Below are 22,777 nucleotides of genomic sequence, written 5' to 3' on the forward strand. Positions count from 1 at the left end.
GACCGGCCGGCGGGCGCATCGTCAGGCCCTGGTACCCGAGCGACTGCGACTGCAGCACGCTGACGGTGTCGTCCTTCTGTAGCGTGGGCGCGTCCTGCGACGAGAGCGAGTCCGCCACCTGTGCGTCACCGGACTTGAGGTTCGCCGAGCGGATGCTGGAGTCGGTGATGATCCGGTACTCGATCGCGTCGAGATGCACCTTCGCCGCGTCGTAGTACAGCGGGTCCTTGACGACCTTGATCGAGTTCTGCGCGACCCGACTGGCGAACTTGAACGGGCCCACGCAGACCGGCGCGTTCGAGAAGTTCGCGCCGAGCTTCGCGACGGCGGCGGGGCTGAGCACCATCCCGGCGCGGTCGGCGAGCGCCGCGGTCAGCGGGGCGAACGGCTTCGAGAGCTTGATGACCACGGTTTTCGCGTCCGGTGTCTCGATCGACGTGATCGGGCCTAGCTCGCTCTTGCGGGCCGATCCGGCCAGCGTGAGGTGCCGGTTCAGGGAGGTCTTCACCGCGTTCGCGTCGAACGTGCCGCCGTCGGCGAACTTCACGCCCTCCTTCAGCGGGATGGTGAGGCTGAGCCCGTCGGACGAGATCGTCGGCAAAGCGGTCGCGAGCTGCGGCACCACCTTGGCGTCGGAGCCGAGGTCGTACAGCTTCTCGCACATGGTGTGGAAGACGTAGCGCGAGTACAGGCTGCGCGACAGCGTGGGATCGAGCTTGTCCGGGTCGGCCGACAGCGCGACCGTCAGCGTCCCGCCCTGCTTCACCTGCGCCGGGTCGGCGGCGTCGCCGAACACGTCCTGCCCGGCGGCGGTCGACTGGCCGCCGCCGGACTGGTTGTCACTGCCGGCCGGCTCCACCGGCGAGCAGGCGGTCCCGACGAGGGCCAGCGCGGCGACCGCCGCGCCGGCCCCGATGAAACGGTTCAGTGACAGTCGACGAATCATCACGTGCTCCTAGTAGGCGGGGTACTGTCGACTGTTTCATGTATACAACCGGGGTGCGCAAGTGATTCGGCGAGTTTGACTGAACCTTTTACGACACCTTTGACGACCGCCGCGCGGTCTGTCAGCCGGTGACCGGGTAGGTCAGAGTTCCGGCCGGCACGGCGTGGTTGCCGAGCGCAAGCGCCATCAGGTTGGGGCCGTCGTACTGCGGATGGTGGATGCCGAACTCGGTCGCCTGCCGGAAGCCGAACCGCGGGTAGTACTCAGCGTGGCCGAGGACGAGCGCGGCAGGCTCCTCGCGGTCACGCGCCGTCGCCAGCGCGGCCCGCACCACCGCGCCGCCGGCGCCTTGACGCTGGTACGCCGGGAGCACGGCCACCGGCCCGAGCGACAGGACCGGTACGTCGTCGACGTGACAGTGGGTGAGGAGCGCGTAGGCGATCGGCGTGTCGTCGGAGGTGGTCGCGAGGAACGAGAGGCCCGGGATCCAGGCGACGGGATCGGCGCGGAGCGCGTCGAGGAAGTCGACCTCGTACTGCCGGCCGAACGCGTCGCGGGTGAGGTCGCGGAGCGGCTCGATGTCGGACGGCGTCTCGACACGGGTGTTCCAGATGATGGACAACGTGGTCCCTTTCGGAGGGTTCAGCGGATGAGTTGACTGACCGAAATCGCTGCCGGACGTGCAGCAGCGCGGGCTCGCGCGGTCATCAACTCACCTCCTCCTCCTCCGAAGTCGTGACCAACTTTAACGGAGGGTGAGGCGTCCATCATTCGAATTAGCAAGCAAGGCCGAGCGAGGGGAACGTCAGTGGACGTCGTCGTTTCGAGGGAGCGTAAGGGGCCGGCCAGATGGAGAAGGCATGCGCTGGGAACCGGGGTGGTCGCCGTGCTCCTGACGACCGCCGCGTGCGGGTCGGGCAACACGGCGGACGGAAGCAAGCCCTCCGACCAGCAGAGCGCCACGACCTCGGCAAGCGCGACCACCTCGACGACTCCACCGGCTTCGACGACTGAACCCGTCTCGTCGAGTTCGGCCAAGCCCACCAAGGCGACACCCCGCGACGACGGCAGCGTCGAGCTGTGCACCATGGCGGACCTGAGCTTCACTGTCACGAATTACGACGCGGCAGGTGAGGACGTTCGCCATCTGATGCTCGTGGCAACCAACTCGAGCGCCAAGAAGTGCGACGTGGCGAACTACCCAGAGGTCACCCTCGGTGCGGCCAAGCGCCCCGCCGCGGTGAAGGAGTCGACCCGCGACGACGAGGCCGTCACGCTCGCTCCCGGCGAGCAGGCGTACGCCGGGGTACTCGCCACCGGCGGCCACCTGGACACCTACTCCGTGAAGTCGATGACGGTCGGCCTCGGTAGCCCCGGCGGTGAGAGCGAGCCGGAGGCACCGGTCAAGGTGAAGATGCCCGTCGCCTCCTTCGAGGCCGACGACGGCCAGCGCGTCACCTACTGGGCGGGCACCGAGGGCCTCGCTATGCGCCCGGTCACGCAGTCCTGATGGACTACCACTCGACCACCAGCGGGTCCTTGGACGGCGGACCGGCCGGGACCCAGGTGTCGTCGACGAGCCGGTACGGGTGCCAACGCCCGTTACGGTCCAGCCTGAGTTGGGTGTCGGCGCCGAGTGTCAACCGGTTCGCCGAGGTGCTGATGGTCAGGTCGTCGTCCGCGGCGAGCAGCTCGGTCCGCGCCCGGTTGAGCTCGGCCGGCTCGGGTGTCCAGGTGTGCTCGAGGACGTCGAGGCCCGGCGCGCCGCCGCACCGCCAGGCTTGGATGCCTGGGGCAACGTCCCGGTCGGAGGACTCGGTCAGCGCCGCGACGAGCTCCGGGTAGTCGGTCGCCAGGCGCACGGTGTCCTGCCACTCGTCGAGCGCTTGCGGCTCCGCGGTGCCGTGCAGGAGCGCGTTCAGGATCGAGCGTGCGCGGCGGGCGGCATCCAGCACGAGCAGGTGCAGGACGTGCGGGCCGAGACCTTCGGGTGGTTCGATGCCGGCGACGGCCAGAGCGTCGGCGCTCACCTTCGCCGGGAGATCGGGTGGCTCCGGCAGGTCGCCGGACGAGGCCGCGAGTACGTCGGCGACGGTGACGCCCGGTGTGGTGGGTCGGGACGACGATGCTTGGAGCTCGTCGAGGAGGTCTTCGCGGCTGCGGCCGCGCAGGAGGAGCAGGACGAACGGGTCCGCGTCGAGGAGCCACGCGACTTGGTAGCAGAGCGCCGCGGCGTGCTGGCAGGGCAGCTCCCAGGCGTCGCACGTGCAGCTGGAGTCGAGGTCGCCGACGCCGGGCAGCAGCGTGACGCCGGCATCGGCCGCGGCCTCCACCAGGTTGTGCGGCATCTCGCCGTCGAGCAACGCCGCGATGTGCCCGGCCCGCGCGGCGAGCTGCTCGCCGAAGCGGTGCCAGTCGTCGTCGGCCAGCTCGTCGACGTGCACCACGGACTCGTAGGTGTCCTCGGGCGCGTCCACGGTCGCGGCGATCCGTCCGGGGCTGACCGTGATCGTGCCGACCTGGCCGGAGTTCGCGAAGCGGCGGCCCTTGCGGAGCTGGCCGGCGTCCAGCGACGTGTCCTCCATCGCCTGCACCCAGGCCTGCGCCCACCACGACCTGCCCCGCGTGCTGCGGTGCTGCGCGGCGAACGCCGGGAAACCTCGTGCGGCACTCATCGGGCACCTCCGCGCAGCTCGACGAGATCGGCCAGCTCGGCGTCGGAGAGCTCGGTCAGCCCGGCCTCACCGCCGGACAGCACTGCCTCGGCGAGCTCGCGCTTGGCGGCGAGCATGCCGGCGATCCGGTCCTCGATGGTGCCTTCGGCAATCAAGCGGTGGACCTGCACCGGCCTGGTCTGACCGATCCGGTACGCCCGGTCGGTCGCCTGGTCCTCGACCGCCGGATTCCACCAGCGGTCGTAGTGCACGACGTGATCCGCGCGGGTCAGGTTGAGCCCGGTCCCGGCCGCCTTCAGCGACAGCAGGAAGACCCGCACCTCGCCGGCCTGGAACCGATCGACCATGTCCTCGCGCTGCGCGACCGGAGTCCCGCCGTGCAGCAGTTGGGTAGGGATGCCACGCCCGGCGAGATGTCGCTCGAGGAGGCGGGCCATCGCGACGTACTGCGTGAAGACGAGCACGGCGCCGTCCTCCGCGACGATGGTCTCGAGCAGCTCGTCGAGCAGCTCGAGTTTGCCCGAGCGACCGGTCAGCCGGGCGTCGGCGGGCTCCTTCAGGTACTGCGCGGGGTGGTTGCAGATCTGCTTCAGCCCGGTCAGCAGCTTCACGATCAGCCCGCGGCGCGCCATCCGGTCGCTGGCCTGGACCTCCGCCATCAGCTCGCGAACCGTTGCCTCGTACAACACGACCTGCTCGCGGGTCAGTGACACCGGCTGGTCGGTCTCGGTCTTCGGCGGCAGCTCCGGGGCGATGCCCGGATCGGATTTGCGCCGCCGGAGCAGGAACGGCGTGACGAGCTTCGCGAGCCGCGCCGCGACCTCCTCGTCCTTGTCCGCCTCGATCGGCGTCGCCCACCGGCTGCGGAACGCGCCGAGCCGGCCGAGCAGCCCCGGCGTCGTCCAGTCGAGGATCGCCCACAACTCGGAGAGGTTGTTCTCCACGGGCGTGCCGGTCAGCGCCACCCGGGCCTTGGCAGGCACGGTCCGCAGCGCCTTCGCCGTACCGGACGAGGGGTTCTTCACGTGCTGCGCCTCGTCGGCGACCACGAGCGCCCACGGGTGCTCACCCAGCCGTGCAGCGTCGCGCCGCAGCGTCCCGTACGTCGTAAGCACGAAACCCTCCTGCGCGTCGTCGAGCGAACGGGACGTGCCGTGGAACCGCCGCACCGGAGTGCCGGGGGCGAAGCGCTGCACCTCGCGCTCCCAGTTGCCGAGCAGCGACGCCGGGCAGACCACGAGTGTCGGGCCCGCGGTGTCCGCGGACTGCTGGCGGTGGAGATGCAACGAGATGAGCGTGATCGTCTTGCCGAGGCCCATGTCGTCGGCGAGGCAGCCGCCGAGGCCGAGCGACGTCATCCGGGCGAGCCAGCGCAGACCGCGCAACTGGTAGTCGCGCAGGGTGGCCTGCAGACCGGGTGGAGCTTCGGGCGGGTCGTCGGCGCGGTCGGGATCGGCGATCCGGGCACGCAGGTCGTCGAGCCACTGGGCTGGGGTGACGGTGACCTGCCGGCCGTCGATCTCGGTCGTGCCGGTCAGGGCGACGCCGAGCGCGTCGATCGCGGTGACGGGTTTGAGGATGCGGTCGCGGGCCTTGCGGGCGAGCTCGGGGTCGATCAGCATCCACTGGTCACGGAGCCGGACGACCGGCCGGGTGGCTTCCGCGAGCCGGTCGAGCTCGGCCTCGGTCAGTGGGTCGTCCCCGAGCGCGACCTGCCAGCTGAAGTCTAGGGTCTTCTCGCCCTGGAAGAAGCCGGGAAGGTCGCTCGGCGGCCCGTCGGGCGAGGTGATCGCGGCGCGTGCGGTGAGCTCTCGCCCGAGACTGCGCGGCCAGTGCAGGTCGACGCCTGCCGCCGAGAGTCGTTGCGCCGATCCGGCCAGCAGGTCGGCGACATCGTCGTCGGCCAGGTCCATCCGGTCCGGTACGGCGGAGTCGAGCAGGCGGGCGAGCGGCGGCCAGACGCGAGCGGCGCGGCGGATCGCGAGGGTCGCGTCGATCCGTGCGCGCGGGCCGAACCCGGGGACGTCGTCGGACCAGACATCGTCCGCATCCCTGACCAGGGTCGGGTCCTTCAGGCTGTGCAGCTGGACGACGGCGCTGAACGCGAGCGAGTCGGCGAGCTCGACACGCAGCGAGATCCGTACGCCGGTGTCCAGGCCCACCGACACCTCGTCCGCCCAGGTCCGCAACCGCTCCGCCCGTTGGGGTGCGGCCGCGGTGAACAGATCCGTCCGGTGTGCCTTCGCGGCCGCGGGCGACCTCGGCATACCGTCGGCCACCGCGTCCAGGAACTGCCGCAACAACTCCTCCGCCACCGGCAACCGCACCTGGCCGGGGGAGTCGGTGAGGGGGAGTGCGCGCGCCGAGGCGGGCATGGCTTCGGCGAGGGTGAGCAGGCGGGTGACGTCGGCGGGCTCGAGCGGGCCGACCCGCCAGGCGTCGTGGCCGTCCGGCGTCACGCCGGGAAGCAACTTGCCCCGGGCAACCAGCTGCAACCCGACCAGTGCGGCCCCGCCCCAGAACGCGGCCGAAGGATGTGCCCCGGCCGCCCGCCGCATCCGCCCGAGCACCGGCACCGCCTCGGCGACCGGCAACTCGACGGCCCGGACGTCCTGCAGTTGCCCGCCGACCGTCAGGGTGAGGTCGACCTGGTCGCCGACGCCGAGGGGGAGTGGGTCGCCGGAGGGATCCCAGAACGCTACCCGGCTGCTGCGTGGTGGATCAGCCGGCCGGAAGACCACCGCGTATCCGGCCAGCTGTTGCCCCGTACCCACCAAACCGACGACCTCCTGCACGCTCGCGAATGACCGATGAATTTCAGACCGGAACCGCTTCGGCGCCTGCCGCGCCGGGCTGCTCGAACTGGGTGCGGTACAGCTCCTCGTAACGGCCACCGGCCGCCAGGAGTTCCGCGTGCCGGCCGCGCTCGACGATGCGGCCGGACTCGATCACGAGGATCTGGTCGGCAGCCCGGATCGTCGACAGCCGGTGTGCGATGACGACGGCTGTCCGCCCGGCGAGGGCCTCGGTCAGCGCTGCCTGCACGGCGGCCTCGTTCGTCGAGTCCAGCGCGGCGGTCGCCTCGTCGAGGATCACCACCCGCGGCTGCGCGAGCAGCAACCGGGCGATCGTCAGCCGCTGCCGCTCACCACCGGACAGCCGGTACCCGCGCTCTCCGACCACGGTGTCCAGCTGGTCCGGCAACGACCGGATCAGGTCGCCCAGCCGGGCCCGCTCCAGCGCGTCCCACAGGTCGTCCTCGGTGGCCTCGGGGCGTGCGAGCAGCAGGTTCTCCCGGATCGAGTCGTGGAACAGATGCCCGTCCTGCGTGACCATGCCGAGCGTGTCCCGCAACGACTCCGCGGACACGTCGCGGACGTCGACTCCGGCGAGCTTCACCGCGCCCGAGTCCACGTCGTACAGCCGCGGGATCAGCTGCGCGATCGTGGACTTGCCGGCGCCCGACGATCCGACGAGGGCGACCATCTGCCCCGGCTCGGCGCGGAACGAGACGTCGTGCAGCACCTCGACCCCGCCGCGGGTGTCCAGCTTCGCGACTTCCTCGAGCGACGCCAGCGACACCTTGTCCGCCGACGGGTACGCGAAGCTGACGCCCTCGAACTCCACCGCCACCGGTCCCTCGGGCACCCGGCCCGCGTCCGGCTTGTCCTTGATCAGCGGCTCCAGGTCCAGCACCTCGAAGACCCGCTCGAAGCTCACCAGCGCCGTCATCACCTCGAGCCGCGCACTCGCGAGCGCGGTCAGCGGCGAATACAGCCGGGTCAGCAGCAGCGCCATCGCGACCACCGCGCCGGCGTCGAGCTGGTCGCGCAACGCGTAGAACCCGCCGAGGCCGTAGACGACCGCCAGCGCGAGCGCGGACACGAGCGTGAGCGACGTGACGAAGATCCACTGCACCATGGCGGTGCGGACGCCGATGTCGCGCACCCGCCGCGCCCGGACAGCGAACTCGTGCGACTCGCGGGCCGGCCGCCCGAACAGCTTCACCAGTGTCGCGCCCGGCGCGGAGAACCGCTCGGTCATCTGTGTGCTCATCGTGGCGTTGTAGTTCGCTGCCTCGCGTTGCAGACCCGCCAGCCTGGTCCCGATCCGGCGCGCCGGGACGACGAAGACCGGGAGCAGGATCAGTGCGAGCAGAGTGATCTGCCACGACACCCGCAACATCACCACGAGGGTCAGCACGAGCATCACCAGGTTGCTGACCACACCGGACAGCGTGTCGCTGAACGCGCGCTGCGCACCGATGACGTCGTTGTTCAGCCGGGACACCAGCGCGCCGGTGCGCGTCCGGGTGAAGAAGGCGATCGGCATCCGCTGGATGTGGTCGAACACGGCGGTCCGCAGGTCCAGGATCAGGCCCTCGCCGATGCTCGCGGACAGCCAACGGGTCAGCAGGCTGAACCCGGCCTCGGCGACCGCGATGACGGCGATCAGCAGGGACAGTTGCAGGACGACGCCGACCGCCTTGCCGCCCACGATCGCGTCGACCACCCGCCCGGCCAGCACCGGCGTGGCGACCGCCAGCACCGCCGCGCCGATGCTGAGCACGAGGAAGGCGATCAGGTACCGCCGGTGGGGCCGGGCGAAGGCGAGGATCCGGCGCAGGGTGGCGCGCGAGAAGGGCCGCTTCTCGTCCTGGGCGTGCATCGCGTGGTAGAGCGAGTTCCACGCGGTCATTTCCATACTCACGGCTGGACTCCGGTGATTCGATCGATCGGGGACGTCGATGATTCCGTAGACCACCGACAAAACCCGACGCTAGAACCTCGACGAAACTTGAGGTCAACTGCGTACGCTGTACGAAGAATAGCTGCTGCGAGAGAATCGCGCACATGAACCAGGAGTACAGCGGGAGTGGGGACCCGGCGAAGAGTCTCGAGCTGCTGTGGCGCAGACGGCCGGTGCCGACGCGTGGTCCGAAGCCGGCATTGACCGTGGACGGGATCGTCGCGGCCGCTGTGCGAGTCGCGGATGCCGAGGGGCTGGCCGCGATGTCGATGCGCCGCGTCGCCGACGAGCTCGGCGCCGGGGCGATGACGCTGTACCGGTACTTCCCCGGCAAGGGGGAGCTGCTCGACGTCATGCTCGACACGGTGTACGGCGAGCTGCCGCGGCGCGTCGTACCAGGGGACTGGCGAGCTGCCCTGGACGAGGTCGCGCGCGAGAACCGGGAGCTGTACCTGCGCCACCCGTGGCTGCTCCAGGTCGCGATCAGCCGGCCGCCGCTCGGACCCAACGTGATGGCGAAGTACGAATGGGAGCTGAGTGCGGTCGAGGGCATCGGACTCACCGACGTCGAGATGGACGCGACCGTCGCGCTCGTCAACGGCTACGTCCACGGCGCCGTCCGTACGGCGGTGGAGGCGCGCCAGGTGATCCAGCGGTCCGGGATGACCGACAAGGAGTGGTGGCTGGCGCACGTCCCGCACCTCGACCAGATCGGCGACCTGGAGAAGTTCCCGATCTCGGCGCGCGTCGGCACCGCGGTCGGGAATGAGTTCGACGCGCCCTACAACTCCGAACATGCGTTCGAGTACGGTCTGGAGCGGCTGCTCGACGGCGTCTCCGCGCTGGTCGTGAACCGGTCTGCGCCGCAAGGCTAATTGCAGTTGTGAGTGAGTACTCACTCAGTTACCGTGGATCTCGTGAGTCCACGAGCCACCCCACTGCCTCCCGAGGAACGGCGCGCCGCCATCGTCGCGGCCGCGCTGCCGTTGCTCGAAGAGTTCGGGCCCGAGGTCAGTACGAAGCAGATCGCCGAGGCGGCCGGGATCGCCGAGGGGACGATCTTCCGCGCGTTCGGCAGCAAGGACGCGTTGATCGAGGCGGCGATGGCGACCGTGTTCGACACCTCCGACCTGGTCAAGGCGCTGGCGGAGATCGACCGTTCACTGCCGTTGCGAGAGCGCGTGGTGGCGGCGGTCGGGATCGGCCAGCGGCGGCTCGGCAAGGTGTTCAAGCTGCTGTTCGCCCTGCGCATCCAGCGCCCGCCGGACTTCCGGAAGGCGACCGCCCTGGACAAGGCGCGCCAGCAACGGCAGTCCGACCTGGCCAACGCGGCGTTCGCCGAGCTGCTCCGGCCCGACGAGGAGCAGCTCCGGCTCCCGGCCGAGGAGGTGGTCCGGCGGATCAACCTGCTGACCTTCTCGGCGACCCACCCACTGATTTCCGGCGGCCACGTGCTGACCGCCGAGGAGATCGTCGACTTCGCCTTCGACGGTCTCCTCAAGCACGACAAGCACCGCACCGGTCAGCCGCCGGCCTCCGAGGACATCGCCGAATTCGCGCTCGGCGGTGCCCGCCATCACGACTCTGGGGATGATTGATGTTACTTCGCGTCTTGCGTACGCACCTGCGTCCGTACGCAGGAAACCTGTCCCTGGTGGTCGTCCTGCAACTGATCGGGACGATCGCCTCCCTCTACCTTCCCAGCCTGAACGCCGACATCATCGACAACGGTGTGGCCAAGGGCGACACCGGCTACATCATGAGCACCGGCGGCTGGATGCTCGCCGTCAGTCTGCTGCAGATCGTCTGCACGATCACCGCGGTGTACTTCGGCGCGAAGACGGCCGCCCTGTTCGGCCGTGACGTCCGGGCCGCGGTGTTCCACCGGGTCGGGGAGTTCTCCGCCCGGGAGGTCAACCAGTTCGGCGCGCCGACGCTGATCTCCCGGAGTACGAACGACGTACAGCAGATCCAGATGCTGGTGGTCACCACCTGCACGATGCTGGTCGCGGCCCCGATCACCATGGTCGGCGGCGTGATCATGGCGGTCCGCGAGGACGTCGGGCTGTCCTGGCTGGTCGCCGTCGCGGTGCCGCTGCTGGCGGTCACGATCGGCTTCATCGCGAGCCGGATGGTGCCGCAGTTCCGGAAGATGCAGAAGAACATCGACGGCGTGAACCGGGTGCTGCGCGAGCAGATCACCGGGATCCGGGTGGTCCGGGCGTTCGTCCGCGAGCCGCACGAGGTCGAGCGGTTCGGCGAGGCGAACCAGAACCTCACCGACACCGCGATCCGGGCCGGCCGGCTGATGGCGCTGGTGTTCCCGACCGTGATGCTGATCCTGAACATGTCCAGCATCGCCGTGCTGTGGTTCGGCGCGTCCCGGGTCGAGAACGGGACCATGGAGGTCGGGGCGCTGACCGCGTTCCTGAGCTACCTGATCCAGATCCTGTTCTCGGTGATGATGGGCGTGTTCGTGATGATCATGGTGCCGCGGGCCTCGGTCTGCGCGGACCGGATCTCCGAGGTGCTGGACACCGACTCCTCGGTCCGGCCGCCGGTCACGCCGATCACGAACTTCACCGGGCGCGGCCGGCTCGTGTTCGAGCGCGCCTCGTTCAAGTACCCGGGGGCCGCCGAGCCGGTCCTGCGGGACATCAGCTTCGTGGCCTCGCCGGGGCAGACGACCGCGATCATCGGCAGCACCGGCGCCGGTAAGACGACGCTGCTGTCGCTGGTGCCGCGGTTGTTCGACGCCACCGAGGGGCGCGTGCTCGTCGACGGCGTCGACGTACGGGAGATCGAGCCCGAGGCACTCTGGGAGCGGATCGGCCTGGTGCCGCAACGGCCGTACCTGTTCTCCGGGACGGTGGCCAGCAACCTGCGGTACGGCAACCCGGACGCGACCGACGAGGAGCTCTGGCACGCGCTCGAGATCGCCCAGGGCCGGGACTTCGTCGAGGCGATGCCCGAGGGGCTGGACGCGCCGATCGCCCAGGGCGGCACGAACGTGTCCGGCGGTCAGCGGCAGCGGCTCGCGATCGCGCGGGCGCTGGTCCGCAAACCCGAGATCTACCTGTTCGACGACTCGTTCTCGGCGCTCGACCTGTCGACCGACGCCCGGCTGCGGGCGGCGTTGCGGCCGGTCACGCGGGAGGCCTGCGTGGTCGTCGTCGCACAGCGTGTTTCGACGATCATCGACGCCGACCAGATCGTGGTGATCGAGGACGGCGCGATCGTCGGCACGGGCACCCACCAGGAGTTGCTCGACACGTGTCCGACGTACGTCGAGATCGTCGAGTCCCAGCGTTCCGCGGAGGAGGCTGCATGAGCGAGCAGAAGCCGTCGCCGAACGGGCAGGAGCCGGGCGCGGCGAAGACCGTCAAGGCGACCGAGCGGCCGACCACCGGGCGGGCGTTCGGTCCTCCCGGCGGCATTCCGGGGGACAAGTCGATCGACTTCCTGCCCTCGGCGAAGCGGCTGCTGAAGCGGCTCCGGCCGCACCGGATGCAGGTGTCGGGCGTCGTGCTGCTGGCGGTCTTCAGCGTCGGGCTGTCGGTGCTCGGCCCGAAGATCCTCGGCCGCGCGACCGACATCATCTTCGCCGGCGCGATCGGCAAGCGGCTGCCGAGCGGTATGACCAAGGAGCAGGTCATCGAGCAGACCCGCGCGTCCGGCAACGGGCGGCTCGCGGACCTGCTGCAGGGGATCGACCTGATCCCCGGCGTCGGCATCGACTTCGATGCCCTGCGCAACGTCCTGCTGCTGGTCCTGGCACTGTACGCCGGGGCGTTCTTCCTGTCCTGGGCGCAGGGCTACATCCTGAACGGCGTCGTCCAGCGGACCATTCTCGACCTGCGCTCCGACGTCGAGGAGAAGCTGAACAAGCTGCCGCTGAGCTACTTCGACGGCGCGCCGCGCGGTGAGCTGCTCAGCCGGGTGACCAACGACATCGACAACATCTCGACCAGCTTGCAGCAGACCCTGAGCCAGTTGCTCACCTCACTGCTGACGGTGGTCGGCGTGGTCACGATGATGTTCGTGATCTCCCCGCTGCTGGCGCTGATCGCGCTCGTCACGATCCCGATCTCGATGGTGCTGACCGCGGCGATCGCGAAGCGGTCACAGGTCCGGTTCGTGGCGCAGTGGCGGCACACCGGCGCGCTGAACGGCGAGATCGAGGAAGCGTTCACCGGGCACGAGCTGGTGAAGGTCTTCGGCCGGCAGAAGGAGATCGAGGCGAGCTTCGCGGAGAAGAACGAGGAGCTCTACAAGGCCGCGTTCGGCGCGCAGTTCATCTCGGGTCTGATCATGCCGCTGATGATGTTCATCGGGAACGTGAACTACGTGGTGATCGCGGTCGTCGGCGGTCTGCGGGTCGCCTCCGGCACCATGTCGCTGGGCGACGTACAGGCGTTCATCCAGTACTCGCGCCAGTTCACCCAGCCGCTCACCCAGGTGGCCTCGATGGCGAACCTGCTGCAGTCCGGCGTGGCGTCGGCCGAGCGCGTGTTCGAGGTCCTGGACGCCGAGGAGCAGGTGCCGGACGATGCGACACCGCAGAAGGTGACCGACGCGCGGGGCCGGGTCGAGTTCGAGCACGTGTCGTTCTCGTACGACCCCGACAAGCCGCTGATCACCGACCTGAGCCTGGTCGCCGAGCCAGGGCAGACGGTCGCGATCGTCGGCCCGACCGGCGCCGGCAAGACCACGCTGGTCAACCTGATCATGCGGTTCTACGAGCTGAACGGCGGCCGGATCACGCTCGACGGCGTGGACATCACCGAGCTCACCCGGCACGACCTGCGCTCGCGGATCGGCATGGTGCTGCAGGACACCTGGCTGTTCGGCGGGACGATCCGGGACAACCTCCTCTACGGCAACCTGAACGCCACCGAGGAGGACATGCTGGCGGCCGCGAAGGCAACGTACGTCGACCGCTTCGTACACAGCCTGCCGGACGGCTACGACACGGTCATCGACGAGGAAGGCAGCAACGTGAGCGCCGGTGAGAAGCAGCTCCTCACCATCGCCCGCGCATTCCTCGCCGACCCGCAGTTGCTGATCCTCGACGAGGCAACCAGCTCGGTCGACACCCGCACGGAGGTCCTGGTCCAGCGCGCCATGGCCGCCCTGCGCTCCGACCGCACCAGCTTCGTCATCGCCCACCGCCTGTCCACCATCCGCGACGCGGACCTGATCCTCGTCATGGAGAACGGCGCGATCGTCGAACAGGGCAACCACAACGAACTCCTCACCCTGGACGGCGCCTACGCCCGCCTCTACAACGCCCAGTTCAGCGGCGCGGTAGTAGACATCGACGAGGAAGCAGCAGCCCTGACCGCCGCACCCACCCCAGCCGGCCGCCCGATGGCCCGCTGACCTCGCTGGGCGGGGACGCCCCTGGCGCGTCCCCGCCCACCGCAGCCTGTGGATAACTTCCGCGCCGGTATCGCGTTCTGTGCGGTACTTGACGGGTGCCTACGAACTTCGTCCGCGACCGCGGCATCCGGACAGCGCACCGGGTCGCGGCGCGACTGAGCATCGACGACCCCGCGGATGTCAGGACGCTGCGGGACGCCTACCTCGTCACCTACGAGTTTCCGGCTCCGCTGATGGTCCGCGTGGCCGACGACATGCTCGCCGATCTCCGGCAGGATGTTGCTGCCCGCAACGTCGATCGGGTCGTCGCGCTCGGCCGGGACGGCCACCATCTCGCGCTGGCGATGATCCGGCTCGACGGGCAGTTTTTCCATCGGCACGGCTCGAACGTCGTGCTGTCACGCCTCCTGGTGGAGAACGCACTGCAGGACCTCGAGCGTCATCAAGGCCTGGCATTCCCGCAGGTGCGCGGGTTCCGGGGCGCGGCGGCCCGGGCAAATCCCGCCAACGCGGTCGGGGGGTACCAGGTCCTCACGAACTACCTCCGCGGCGAGCGGGTGCCGGTCGGGGAGCCGGGGAGCCGGGTGGCACTCGTCGACACGAGCTTCAAGGGCAGCGCCCAGGAGTTGCTGGCCGCGGTCTACCCGGAGACCGAGTTCGTCGGGCGGTACGCGTTCCACGGCGAGTCCCCGGACGACCCGCACCCCGGAAGCAAGAAGGGGTACGAGGTGCACCTGCCCGCGGCGGAGACGCGGTTGGGACAGGCCCTCGAAGCGCTGCCGACCGACGAGTCGAAGACGTTCGCGCATCGGATCGCTCTGCACAGCGTCGAGAAGCTGCTGAACGGGCCGATGTCGAGTCCGGAGCGGATCGACGCCCGGGGACCCGTGCAGTCCGGTCAGCGTCACGACCCGGACCCGCTGAAGGGCCTGAGCAGAGCGCGGTTGTCGCCTCGTCTGCGTGACCCGCGGGTGCGGGAGGGCGTGAAGGTGATGAATCTGACGGCGGTCGCCGATCTGGCGCGGGATGTCGCGGTCCTGCGTGATGCCGGAGGCAACTACCGGAGCGGGCTGGAGGACGGAGCCGGCCGGTTCCGCGGTGAGATCCGGGCGTGGATCGAGGGCCGGGCGACCGATCCGCGGCTCGCGGAGTTCCTCGACTCGTTCGTGTACCGGGCCGACAACCGGCAGGTGGAGACGCTGCAGCGGACGTTGGATCGGGCGCAGGTGCCGGAGACTGACAGGCAAGCGATCTGGGCCGCGTACGAGCGGAGCGGGAGTGACGGCGACAAGCGGGTGTTCGTCGAGAATGTGTTCAGCGCGATGCGGAAGGGTGGCGGTGGCGATGGGCGAGGATCGCGAAGAGGATCCCGTGGCGGAGTGGATGGCGCTCGCGGGATGGGCCGCGATCTTTGACGAGTCCGACGATCTCGGCTGGATCGCCGGCGGGCCGCCACCGTCGCCCGGCCCGCCGGCGATCGCCACGGCGCCGATGATCATCGATACGGATGCCGGTGGGGACCCGGACGATGCCGTGGCTCTGGTGGCGGCGGCGCGGTTGGTGCCTGAGCTGGCCCTGGTGGTTACCACTGACGAGTACGGCGGTGAGCGGGCCCGGTTCGTGCGGTGGCTGCTGGATCTGGTGGGGCGGCCGGACGTCCGCGTGGTGGCGGGTTCCGATCTGGGGAACCGGAGGGGCTGGGTCGTCGGTGGGATGTGTCCGGCCGACGTGCCGCAGCAGGAGTCGGACGTCGTCGGGGCGGTGAGCGAGGTCTGTGCCGCGACGGAAGGGCGGCTGCGGTGGGTGGGCATCGGACCGCTGTCGAATCTGGCGACCCTGCAGCGGGAGCAACCCGAACTGGTGGCCCGGATGGCTGTCACGCAGATGGGTGGGGCGATCAACTATCGGCACCCGGACCGGGCCGAGCACAACTTCCGGGCCGACCCGGACGCGGCCATCGCGCTGCTGCCGACCTTGGAGCGTTGGGGACCGGCGAGGTTCGTGATGTCGGACGTGACGTTCCATCCGGCCATGGAGGTCACCACGGAGTCGCCGCTCTACAAGCGGTGGGCCGCGCCGGACGCGAGCCCGTGGGAGCGGGCACTGCGGGAGCACTTCGATCGCTGGACGGCGAAGTATCCGGCGATGCAGCACGACTCGCTGACGCTGGCGGCGGCGATGTTGTGGCCGGGGGTGCGGTTCGTGCGGGAGCGGGTGGTGCTTGACGAGATCGCTCGGATGAGTTCGGCGGAGGACGGGGTGGAGATCGCGATGTCGATTTCGGCGGACTACGCGGCTTTCATGGCGTGGCTCGAGAGGGCGTTGGGTTAGGGCATGTCTGATAATCCAGCGCCTACTGCGGGGCACTCGGCACGGCATCTCGCCGCACGTGAGCAAAGGCCACGATGCGCCGCATCGAGACCTTCGCTCCCGCACGCCGAGCTACCGCACCGAGCACCTCCTCGCGACGGCGCTGGATTATCAGACATGCCCTAGGTCGCGGTGCGGCGGGCGTAGGCGCGGGCGGCTCGGACTCGGTCGCCGCAGCGGGTGGAGCACCAGTGGCGGCGGCCGTGGCGGATCAGGTAGCGGTTGCACGGGGTGGCGGCGCAGGCGGTGAGGGCTTCGGCCTCGGGGCCGGTGAGGAGGTCGGCGGCGCCGGCGGCGATGGTGGCCAGGGCGTGCTCGAGGATCTCGTTGGTGGGACAGGGCGCGGCTCGGTACGGGCCGGTCTTGTCGTCCCAGTGCAGAAGCTCGGCGGTCGGGACGCGGGTGAGGGCGTCGTTCACGGCATCCAGGGCCGCGGGCAGGGCCGGCGCGCCGGTGACTCGCGCGGCGAACAGTGCGCGGACGTGTTCGCGGAGGGCGCGGAGCTGGGTCGCGCACATCTCCTGTACGTCGGCGTCGTCGGGCGCGAGGTTGTGGGCTGTGAGCCACTCGTTCACCGAGGCCGGGCTGCCGAGCAGGTCGACGTACTGCCCGCCGGGGAGTGCGATCGCCGTGTTGGCGAAGTCGAGCGCGAGATGAGTGTCGGCGCCGGGTGCGGGCGGCAGCGGTGACTCCATGACTCTCATGGTACAGGTTGCGATTATCCGTGAGGACGATCTACCGTTCTCACGGATCAGTCGCTACGTATCCATGAGGGAGACATGAAGCTGACGGCGTTGCTGGTGTGTGTGTTCGGCGTGACCACCGGGGAGTTCGTGGTGGCGGGAATCCTGCCGGCCGTGGCGGGGGACCTGGGGGTCTCGATACCGGCGGCGGGCCTGCTCGTCACGGCGTATGCGCTGGGGATGATCGTCGGCGGTCCGTTGCTGACGGCAATCACGGCCGGCCGGTCCCGCAGGCCGCTGGTCATCGCACTGCTGGCGGTCGCGGTGGTCGGAAACCTGCTGTCGACGCTCGCCCCCGGGTACGGCGTGCTGTTCGCGGCCCGGGTGGTGACGGCGCTGGTCACCTCGACGTTCTTCGCCAACGCGATCGTGATCGCCACCGCCTCGGTGCCGCCGGACAAGAAGGCGTCGACCGTCGCGAAACTTGCCTTCGGCATGAACCTGGCGATGATCCTCGGCGCTCCGCTCGGCACCTGGATCGGTGAAGCGTTCGGCTGGCGGACGACCTTCGCGGCGATCACGGCCTGCTGCGCGACCGGCCTGGTCCTCGTCGCGCGCTTCGTGCCCGACGACCAGCCCGGCGTCCGCACCCGGGCATTGCGGGAGTTCGCCGTGTTCCGCAGCCGCGCACTGCTCCTCGCCATCGCGATCACCGCCGTCGCCAACATCGGCGTACTGATGGTGTTCACCTACCTCGCACCGCTGCTGACGGGCCCCGCATCGTTCCCGGCGGCGGCCGTCGCGCCGATGCTGCTGGTGTACGGCGTCGGCGCGACGATCGGCAACCTGGTCGGCGGCCGTCTGGCGGATCGGGCCCTGCTGCCGTCTCAGCTCGGCGCTCTCGCACTCCTCGTCGGACTGCTCGTTGCCCTGGGACTGAGCTCGAGCCCGACAGTGACCGGCGTGCTCGTGTTCGCCCTCGGCGCGGTCGGCTTCTCCGTGATCCCCGGCATGCAGGCCAGAGTCCTGACCACCGCGGCCACAGCCCCGACGCTGGCGATCGCGGTCAACGCCTCGGCGTACCAGGTCGCGGCGGCCTTCGCCGGGTGGCTGGGCGGTCGCGTCGTCGCCGGTCCCGGCCTCCCCGCGATCTACGTCGTCGCCGCGGGCACCACCGTCCTCGGCGCCCTACTCACCGCCGTGGCGTTGCGGAATCAGGCCAGTACGCGGCTCACGAACTCCCGGAAGCCGTCCGGCGCCGAGAACATCGGCATGTGATCAGCCTCCGGCAGTACCGTCAGGTCGGCGTACGGCGCCTGCGCGGCCAGCCGGCGTCCCCAGAGCTGAGTGCCGTCGAAGTCGCGGCCACCGATCAGAACGGAGATCGGCGTGGTGAACTCGGTGAAGCGGTGTTTGACGGGCGGGTCGAGCTCGACGCCGTGGTGAACAGGCATCGTCATGACCCGCGAGTTCGCGATCTCCAGGCCGACGAGCAGCCGGCGGTCGTCGCCGCGGACGGCCGGGCACCAGCCTTGGACGTCGTGCTCGGCAGCAGCCGGTATGCCGTCGGACTCGAGCACCTCGGCCTGCCGCGCGAAGTGAGCGCGCATCACGACCCGGGCGGCCTCTTCGGCCGGTGTCGGGTGCGGGAACTCGCCGAACGACCCGCCGACGACGCACAGGTGCACGACCCGATCAGGATGCCGATGCGCGAACCCGAGCGCGCGCCGCCCACCGTCGGACACCCCCACCAGCACGGCACGCTCGATCCCGGCGGCGTCGAGGACGGCGGCCAGATCGGCGATCTCGTCGTACGCGCGGTCGGCCGGCGCCGACAGGCCGGTGTCGCGGTAGTCCCAGGTCGTGACGCGGTGAGTCTCCGCGAGCCAGGGCACGGTCGACGACCACATGCGGACATCAGCCAGGCCGCCGTTGAGCAGGACGACGTCCGGGCCCGCACCGTGCTGCTCGAAGTACAGGTAACCGTCGGGAACGTTCACGAAGGGCATGCGGGCAGTCTGCTGCAGCGCGGACCGCCCGCCTATCGGGAATTCTCCCTAGCCGGCCCGGTTCAGACGGCGGACGGCGAGCTCGGCCAGCAGCGCCGCGCCGTCCGGCAGGACCGAGTCGTCGAAGTTCGCCAAGGGGGAGTGGTTGTCGGGTGCCGCGTCCGGATCGGCCGAGGCGCACGCGCTGAGGTTGAGATAGACGCCCGGGATCTCCTGCAGGACATAGGAGAAGTCCTCCGCGCCGCAGCGCGGGTTGGGACGCTCGCGGAACCGGTCGGCGCCGAACACGTCCACGATCGTCTCGCGGGCGAACTCGAACTCGGCCGCGTCGTTGACCGTCACCGGGTAGCCGACCTGATACTCGGCCTCGACCTGCACGCCGTGTGCGGCCGCGAGCCCCTCGACCAGCTGGATCGATGCCGTCTGCACCTTCGCCCGGGCCGCCTCGGAGAACGTCCGCACGGTCGCGTCGAAGAACGCGTCGTCCGGGATGATGTTCTCCTTCGTGCCGCCCGCGATCCGGCCGACCGTGAGCACGACCGGGTCGAACACGTCGAACTGACGCGTGACCAGGGTCTGCAACGCGGTCACGATCTCGCAAAGCACCGGGATCGGGTCCTTGCCGCGGTACGGCGTCGAGCCGTGCGTGCCCGCGCCGACGACGCGCACGTGCAGCTGATCGGCCGCCGCCATGAACGAGCCGGGCCTGCTGCTCCACATCCCCAGCGGCTGCGAGGACGACCCGACGTGCAGCCCGTACGCCGCGTCGACCCGCCGGCCCGCCGCGTCGAGCACGCCCTCGCGGATCATGATCGGCGCGCCGCCGGACGTCTCCTCGCCCGGCTGGAACATGAACACGACGTCACCCGGCAGCTCGTCGCGCAGCGCCGACAGCACCTTCGCGGCGCCGACGAGGCCCGCGATGTGCAGGTCGTGGCCGCAGGCGTGCATCATCCCGGGATGCTGGGAGGCGAACGGCACGTCGGTCCGCTCGGTGACCGGCAGGGCGTCCATGTCGCCGCGCAGCAGCACCACCGGGCGCGCGGATGACAACTGCCCGGCGCCGCCCCGCAGTACGGCGGTCACCGACGACAGCTCCTTGCCGAGCGTGATCTCCAGCGGCAACCCGGCGAGCGCGTCCAGGATCAGCTGCTGCGTCTTGGGCAGGTCCAGGTCGTACTCCGGGACCTGGTGCAGCGCCCGGCGCAGCATGACGATCTCCTCGCGGAACTGCTCCGCCAGCTCGCGCGTCCTCATGCTTTCGGGCCCAGGTCGAGCGCGGCCATCACGCGTTGCGCGCTGCTGCCGAGCTCGAGCAGCTCGACGAGGTCGAGCCAGCGCTCCGGGTCCTTGATCTCGCGCGGCATCGTCGCGTCGTACGGCCCGACCGGGGCGTCCTTCGCGACCGCGACCACCTTCGGCGCGACGTCCAAGTAGTCGCTGTCCGCCAGGATCTTCTTCTTCACCCCGGGCGCCATCGGCGTCGCCGGGTCGGCGGCCGCGGCGCGGATCGCGTCCAGGTCGCCGTACGACGTGACCAGCGCGGCCGCGGTCTTCTCGCCGATACCCTTCACGCCGGGCAGGCCGTCGGACGCGTCGCCGCGGAGCGTGGCGAAGTCGGCGTACCGCTGGGCGGGGATCTCGTACTTCGCGAGCAGCGCCTTCTCGTCGTACACCTCGGCGCGGCCGACGCCGCGGGCGGCCGTGTAGACGACCCGGACGCCGCGGCTGTCGTCGATCAGCTGGAACAGGTCGCGGTCGCCGGTGACCACGTCGACCGGCATCGTCGCCTGGTGCGACAACGTGCCGATCACGTCGTCGGCCTCGTGGTCCGGCGCGCCGACGACGGCGATCCCGATCGCCTCCAGGCAGGCGCGGATGTACGGCACCTGGACCTCGAGGCGGTCGGGGACGTCCTCGACCTGCTCGCCCTTCGGCGTCACGAACTCGACCCGCTGTGCCTTGTACGACGGGATCAGCGCGACCCGCCAGGACGGCCGCCAGTTGTCGTCCCAGCAGGCGACCAGGTGGGTGGGCCGGTGGTTCTCGGTCAGCCGCGCGATGAAGTCGAGCAACCCGCGGATCGCGTTGGTCGGCGTACCGTCGGCGGCCTTCATCGTGTCGGGCACGCCGAAGAACGCACGGAAGTACAACGACGCGGTGTCGAGCAGCATCAGGCGCTGTCCTGTCGCTGAATCTGGTACTGGCATAGGGGGATGCTTTCACAGCCCGCCGACAGCTCGCGACGCACAAGCCCTTGCCACCGGCGCGTGGTAGACCAAGGATCAGTACCGACCCTGGGGAGGGGATGCAAATGCTTCGGTCGTGGTTCTGCAGGCTCGTGGTGGTTCTTGGAGTGCTCGCGGTGCCGCTGTACGCGGTGCCGGCGTCGGCGAACGTGGACAAGCCCGTGACGGTGATGACGCGCAACCTGTACCTCGGCGCGGACATCCAGCGGCCGATCGAGGCCACCGCCGGACTGACCGGCGCGGCGGCGTTCGTCGCGCTGGGCAACGCGAACCACGTGACGCGGGCGATCGTGGACAGGACGAACTTCCCGCGCCGCAGTCAGCTGCTCGCCGAGGAGATCTCTGCGGCGAAGCCGGATCTGGTCGGGCTGCAGGAGGTCGCACTCTGGCGGCAAGGGCCGCTGGAGCTGCCGGGGTCGGCGACTCCGGGCGCGCTGAACGCGACGACCGTCGACTACGACTACCTGGCGATCCTGCTCCAGGACCTGCGCCGTACGGGCGTTCCGTACAAGGCTGTCGTCGTCCAGCAGGAGTCCGACGTGGAGGCGCCGTCCTTCGTCGGGAACCCGTTCACGGGGACGGCGACCGACGGGCGGGACGTGCGGCTGACGATCCGTGACGTGATTCTGCTCCGGGCGTCGAGCAACCTGCGGGTGCTGGACTCGGGCAGCGGTCAGTACAACGCCCGGCTTGTGCTGTCGGTCGCCGGTCTCCCGGCGACGTTCGTGCGCGGGTACAACTGGGTGGACGTCGCGCACGGCTCCGGGCGCCCGTTCCGCTTCGTCAACACGCATCTGGAGGCGTTCAGCTCCGACCTGGCGCTGGCCCAGGCGACCGAGTTGCTCGCGGGGCCCGCGGGCGACCGTGGCCGGACGACGATCATCGGCTGCGACTGCAACTCCGATCCGCTGAACAGCTCGGTCAAGCCGCACGACCATGTTCCGCACAAGGCGCCGTACGACTTCATCACCGGGCCCGGTGGATTCACCGACCTCTGGCTGACCTGGAGACCCGCGAACCAGGGCTGGACGTCCGGGCTGAACGAGACCGTCGACGAGCCGGCGCCGCCGTCGTTCGACCACCGCATCGACATGATCTTCGCGCGCCCGGCGCCCGGCGAGCAGGTCCGGGTGATCGCGGGCGCGGTGACCGGGGCGGACAGTTCGGCCAAGGATCCGGTCACCGGCCTGTGGCCGTCGGACCACGCCGGGGTCGTGCTCACCGTCGCGAGATGACGAGCGGGCGGAGGGTCTCCTCAAGTAGTGTCTCCAGGATGGAGGACCTGGACCGCAAGATCGTCGGCCTGCTCGCGTCCGACGGCAGGATGAGCTTCACCGACCTGGGCAAGGCGACCGGCCTGTCCACGTCCGCCGTGCACCAGCGGGTGAAGCGGCTCGAGCAGCGCGGCATCATCCAGGGGTACGCCGCGACCGTCGACCACACCGCGCTCGACCTGCCGTTGACCGCGCTGATCGCGATCCGGCCGATCGACCCGTCCCAGGCCGACGATTCCCCGGAGCGGCTGCGCGACGTCCGGGAGATCGAGTCCTGCTACTCGGTGGCCGGCGACTCCAGCTACATCCTGGTGGTTCGAGTCGCCTCGCCGGCCGCGCTGGAGAACCTGCTGGCCGTGATCCGGGCCCGCGCGAACGTGTCCACAACCACGACAATCGTGCTGAGCACGCCGTACGAGCGCCGCCCACCGGCCCTGTGA

The 22,777-nt window shown here is 70.0% G+C and carries 18 protein-coding genes and 1 pseudogene; 10 read left to right on the forward strand and 9 right to left on the reverse strand.

What is annotated here, in order from left to right:
* Positions 1 to 67: 67 nt before the first annotated feature.
* A pseudogene (locus ABZX12_RS12840) lies at positions 68 to 946 on the reverse strand (ABC transporter substrate-binding protein); the annotation flags it as partial.
* 121 nt (positions 947 to 1,067) lie between these two features.
* Positions 1,068 to 1,568 carry an N-acetyltransferase gene (locus ABZX12_RS12845; RefSeq protein ID WP_355692607.1) on the reverse strand — a complete coding sequence of 167 codons (501 nt, stop codon included), beginning with the start codon at positions 1,566 to 1,568 and terminating at the stop codon, positions 1,068 to 1,070.
* A 264-nt stretch (positions 1,569 to 1,832) separates the two neighbouring features.
* Here ABZX12_RS12845 and ABZX12_RS12850 point away from each other — a divergent pair, with 264 nt between their 5' ends.
* The gene (locus ABZX12_RS12850) at positions 1,833 to 2,456 is read left to right on the forward strand and encodes a DUF4232 domain-containing protein (RefSeq protein WP_355692609.1); all 624 of its coding nucleotides are present in this window, start codon (positions 1,833 to 1,835) and stop codon (positions 2,454 to 2,456) included.
* A gap of 4 nt (positions 2,457 to 2,460) precedes the next feature.
* Here ABZX12_RS12850 and ABZX12_RS12855 read toward each other — a convergent pair whose 3' ends face one another.
* From ABZX12_RS12855 to ABZX12_RS12865, 3 genes are read right to left on the reverse strand one after another with little or no spacing between them, the layout of a single operon-like run.
* Positions 2,461 to 3,621 carry an SWIM zinc finger family protein gene (locus ABZX12_RS12855; RefSeq protein ID WP_355692611.1) on the reverse strand — a complete coding sequence of 387 codons (1,161 nt, stop codon included), beginning with the start codon at positions 3,619 to 3,621 and terminating at the stop codon, positions 2,461 to 2,463.
* Positions 3,618 to 6,395: a DEAD/DEAH box helicase gene (locus tag ABZX12_RS12860; protein ID WP_355692613.1), complete on the reverse strand. Its 2,778-nt coding sequence runs from the start codon at positions 6,393 to 6,395 to the stop codon at positions 3,618 to 3,620. The genes ABZX12_RS12855 and ABZX12_RS12860 overlap by 4 nt, the downstream gene beginning before the upstream one ends.
* A 43-nt stretch (positions 6,396 to 6,438) precedes the next feature.
* Positions 6,439 to 8,319, reverse strand: coding sequence for an ABC transporter ATP-binding protein (locus ABZX12_RS12865; protein ID WP_355692859.1), 1,881 nt, complete (start codon positions 8,317 to 8,319; stop codon positions 6,439 to 6,441).
* A 155-nt stretch (positions 8,320 to 8,474) separates the two neighbouring features.
* Between ABZX12_RS12865 and ABZX12_RS12870 the strand changes: the two genes are divergently transcribed.
* The 6 genes from ABZX12_RS12870 to ABZX12_RS12895 all read left to right on the forward strand — a co-directional run bounded on the left by ABZX12_RS12870 (position 8,475) and on the right by ABZX12_RS12895 (position 16,083).
* The gene (locus ABZX12_RS12870) at positions 8,475 to 9,245 is read left to right on the forward strand and encodes a TetR/AcrR family transcriptional regulator (protein WP_355692615.1); all 771 of its coding nucleotides are present in this window, start codon (positions 8,475 to 8,477) and stop codon (positions 9,243 to 9,245) included.
* Positions 9,246 to 9,287: 42 nt separating this feature from the next.
* A complete protein-coding gene (locus ABZX12_RS12875; protein WP_355692617.1) occupies positions 9,288 to 9,968 on the forward strand; it encodes a TetR family transcriptional regulator in 681 nt (226 codons plus the stop codon).
* On the forward strand, positions 9,968 to 11,701 hold the full coding sequence (locus tag ABZX12_RS12880) for an ABC transporter ATP-binding protein (protein WP_355692619.1): 1,734 nt from the start codon (positions 9,968 to 9,970) through the stop codon (positions 11,699 to 11,701). The genes ABZX12_RS12875 and ABZX12_RS12880 overlap by 1 nt, the downstream gene beginning before the upstream one ends.
* Positions 11,698 to 13,752, forward strand: a complete 2,055-nt coding sequence (locus ABZX12_RS12885; RefSeq protein ID WP_355692620.1) for an ABC transporter ATP-binding protein — start codon at positions 11,698 to 11,700, stop codon at positions 13,750 to 13,752. Before ABZX12_RS12880 ends, ABZX12_RS12885 begins: the two co-directional genes overlap by 4 nt.
* A gap of 95 nt (positions 13,753 to 13,847) precedes the next feature.
* Positions 13,848 to 15,167 carry a hypothetical protein gene (locus ABZX12_RS12890; protein WP_355692622.1) on the forward strand — a complete coding sequence of 440 codons (1,320 nt, stop codon included), beginning with the start codon at positions 13,848 to 13,850 and terminating at the stop codon, positions 15,165 to 15,167.
* Entirely contained in the window at positions 15,124 to 16,083 is a 960-nt protein-coding gene (locus ABZX12_RS12895) for a nucleoside hydrolase (protein WP_355692624.1), read from the forward strand. The genes ABZX12_RS12890 and ABZX12_RS12895 overlap by 44 nt, the downstream gene beginning before the upstream one ends.
* Positions 16,084 to 16,244: 161 nt before the next feature.
* Here the strand turns inward: ABZX12_RS12895 and ABZX12_RS12900 are convergent, their stop codons facing one another.
* Positions 16,245 to 16,817: an ABATE domain-containing protein gene (locus tag ABZX12_RS12900; RefSeq protein ID WP_355692626.1), complete on the reverse strand. Its 573-nt coding sequence runs from the start codon at positions 16,815 to 16,817 to the stop codon at positions 16,245 to 16,247.
* Between the two features lie 84 nt (positions 16,818 to 16,901).
* On the opposite strand from ABZX12_RS12900, the gene ABZX12_RS12905 reads away from it, so the two are divergent.
* Complete coding sequence (locus tag ABZX12_RS12905; protein ID WP_355692628.1) at positions 16,902 to 18,083, forward strand: MFS transporter; 1,182 nt, start codon at positions 16,902 to 16,904, stop codon at positions 18,081 to 18,083.
* Here the strand turns inward: ABZX12_RS12905 and ABZX12_RS12910 are convergent.
* From ABZX12_RS12910 to ABZX12_RS12920, 3 genes are read right to left on the reverse strand one after another with little or no spacing between them, the layout of a single operon-like run.
* A complete protein-coding gene (locus tag ABZX12_RS12910) occupies positions 18,020 to 18,814 on the reverse strand; it encodes an alpha/beta hydrolase (protein ID WP_355692629.1) in 795 nt (264 codons plus the stop codon). The genes ABZX12_RS12905 and ABZX12_RS12910 overlap by 64 nt on opposite strands.
* Positions 18,815 to 18,862: 48 nt before the next feature.
* Positions 18,863 to 20,071, reverse strand: a complete 1,209-nt coding sequence (locus ABZX12_RS12915; protein WP_355692631.1) for a M20 family metallopeptidase — start codon at positions 20,069 to 20,071, stop codon at positions 18,863 to 18,865.
* Positions 20,068 to 20,988, reverse strand: a complete 921-nt coding sequence (locus ABZX12_RS12920) for a 5'-3' exonuclease (protein WP_355692633.1) — start codon at positions 20,986 to 20,988, stop codon at positions 20,068 to 20,070. Before ABZX12_RS12920 ends, ABZX12_RS12915 begins: the two co-directional genes overlap by 4 nt.
* Positions 20,989 to 21,128: 140 nt before the next feature.
* Here ABZX12_RS12920 and ABZX12_RS12925 point away from each other — a divergent pair, with 140 nt between their 5' ends.
* The gene (locus ABZX12_RS12925; protein ID WP_355692635.1) at positions 21,129 to 22,298 is read left to right on the forward strand and encodes an endonuclease/exonuclease/phosphatase family protein; all 1,170 of its coding nucleotides are present in this window, start codon (positions 21,129 to 21,131) and stop codon (positions 22,296 to 22,298) included.
* Between the two features lie 38 nt (positions 22,299 to 22,336).
* Entirely contained in the window at positions 22,337 to 22,777 is a 441-nt protein-coding gene (locus tag ABZX12_RS12930) for an AsnC family transcriptional regulator (protein WP_355480903.1), read from the forward strand.

The sequence above is a fragment of the Kribbella sp. NPDC003505 genome (assembly GCF_040610875.1).
Classification (GTDB): Bacteria; Actinomycetota; Actinomycetes; order Propionibacteriales; family Kribbellaceae; genus Kribbella.

Excerpts from the sequence above, each read along its gene's own strand:
- ABZX12_RS12915 (WP_355692631.1), bottom strand. The coding sequence starts at position 20,071 with ATGAGGACGCGCGAGCTGGCGGAGCAGTTCCGCGAGGAGATCGTCATG.
- ABZX12_RS12885 (WP_355692620.1), top strand. The coding sequence starts at position 11,698 with ATGAGCGAGCAGAAGCCGTCGCCGAACGGGCAGGAGCCGGGCGCGGCG.
- ABZX12_RS12855 (WP_355692611.1), bottom strand. The coding sequence starts at position 3,621 with ATGAGTGCCGCACGAGGTTTCCCGGCGTTCGCCGCGCAGCACCGCAGC.
- ABZX12_RS12905 (WP_355692628.1), top strand. The coding sequence starts at position 16,902 with ATGAAGCTGACGGCGTTGCTGGTGTGTGTGTTCGGCGTGACCACCGGG.
- ABZX12_RS12920 (WP_355692633.1), bottom strand. The coding sequence starts at position 20,988 with ATGCTGCTCGACACCGCGTCGTTGTACTTCCGTGCGTTCTTCGGCGTG.
- ABZX12_RS12930 (WP_355480903.1), top strand. The coding sequence starts at position 22,337 with ATGGAGGACCTGGACCGCAAGATCGTCGGCCTGCTCGCGTCCGACGGC.
- ABZX12_RS12900 (WP_355692626.1), bottom strand. The coding sequence starts at position 16,817 with ATGGAGTCACCGCTGCCGCCCGCACCCGGCGCCGACACTCATCTCGCG.
- ABZX12_RS12880 (WP_355692619.1), top strand. The coding sequence starts at position 9,968 with ATGTTACTTCGCGTCTTGCGTACGCACCTGCGTCCGTACGCAGGAAAC.
- ABZX12_RS12910 (WP_355692629.1), bottom strand. The coding sequence starts at position 18,814 with ATGCCCTTCGTGAACGTTCCCGACGGTTACCTGTACTTCGAGCAGCAC.
- ABZX12_RS12870 (WP_355692615.1), top strand. The coding sequence starts at position 8,475 with ATGAACCAGGAGTACAGCGGGAGTGGGGACCCGGCGAAGAGTCTCGAG.
- ABZX12_RS12925 (WP_355692635.1), top strand. The coding sequence starts at position 21,129 with ATGCTTCGGTCGTGGTTCTGCAGGCTCGTGGTGGTTCTTGGAGTGCTC.
- ABZX12_RS12865 (WP_355692859.1), bottom strand. The coding sequence starts at position 8,319 with ATGACCGCGTGGAACTCGCTCTACCACGCGATGCACGCCCAGGACGAG.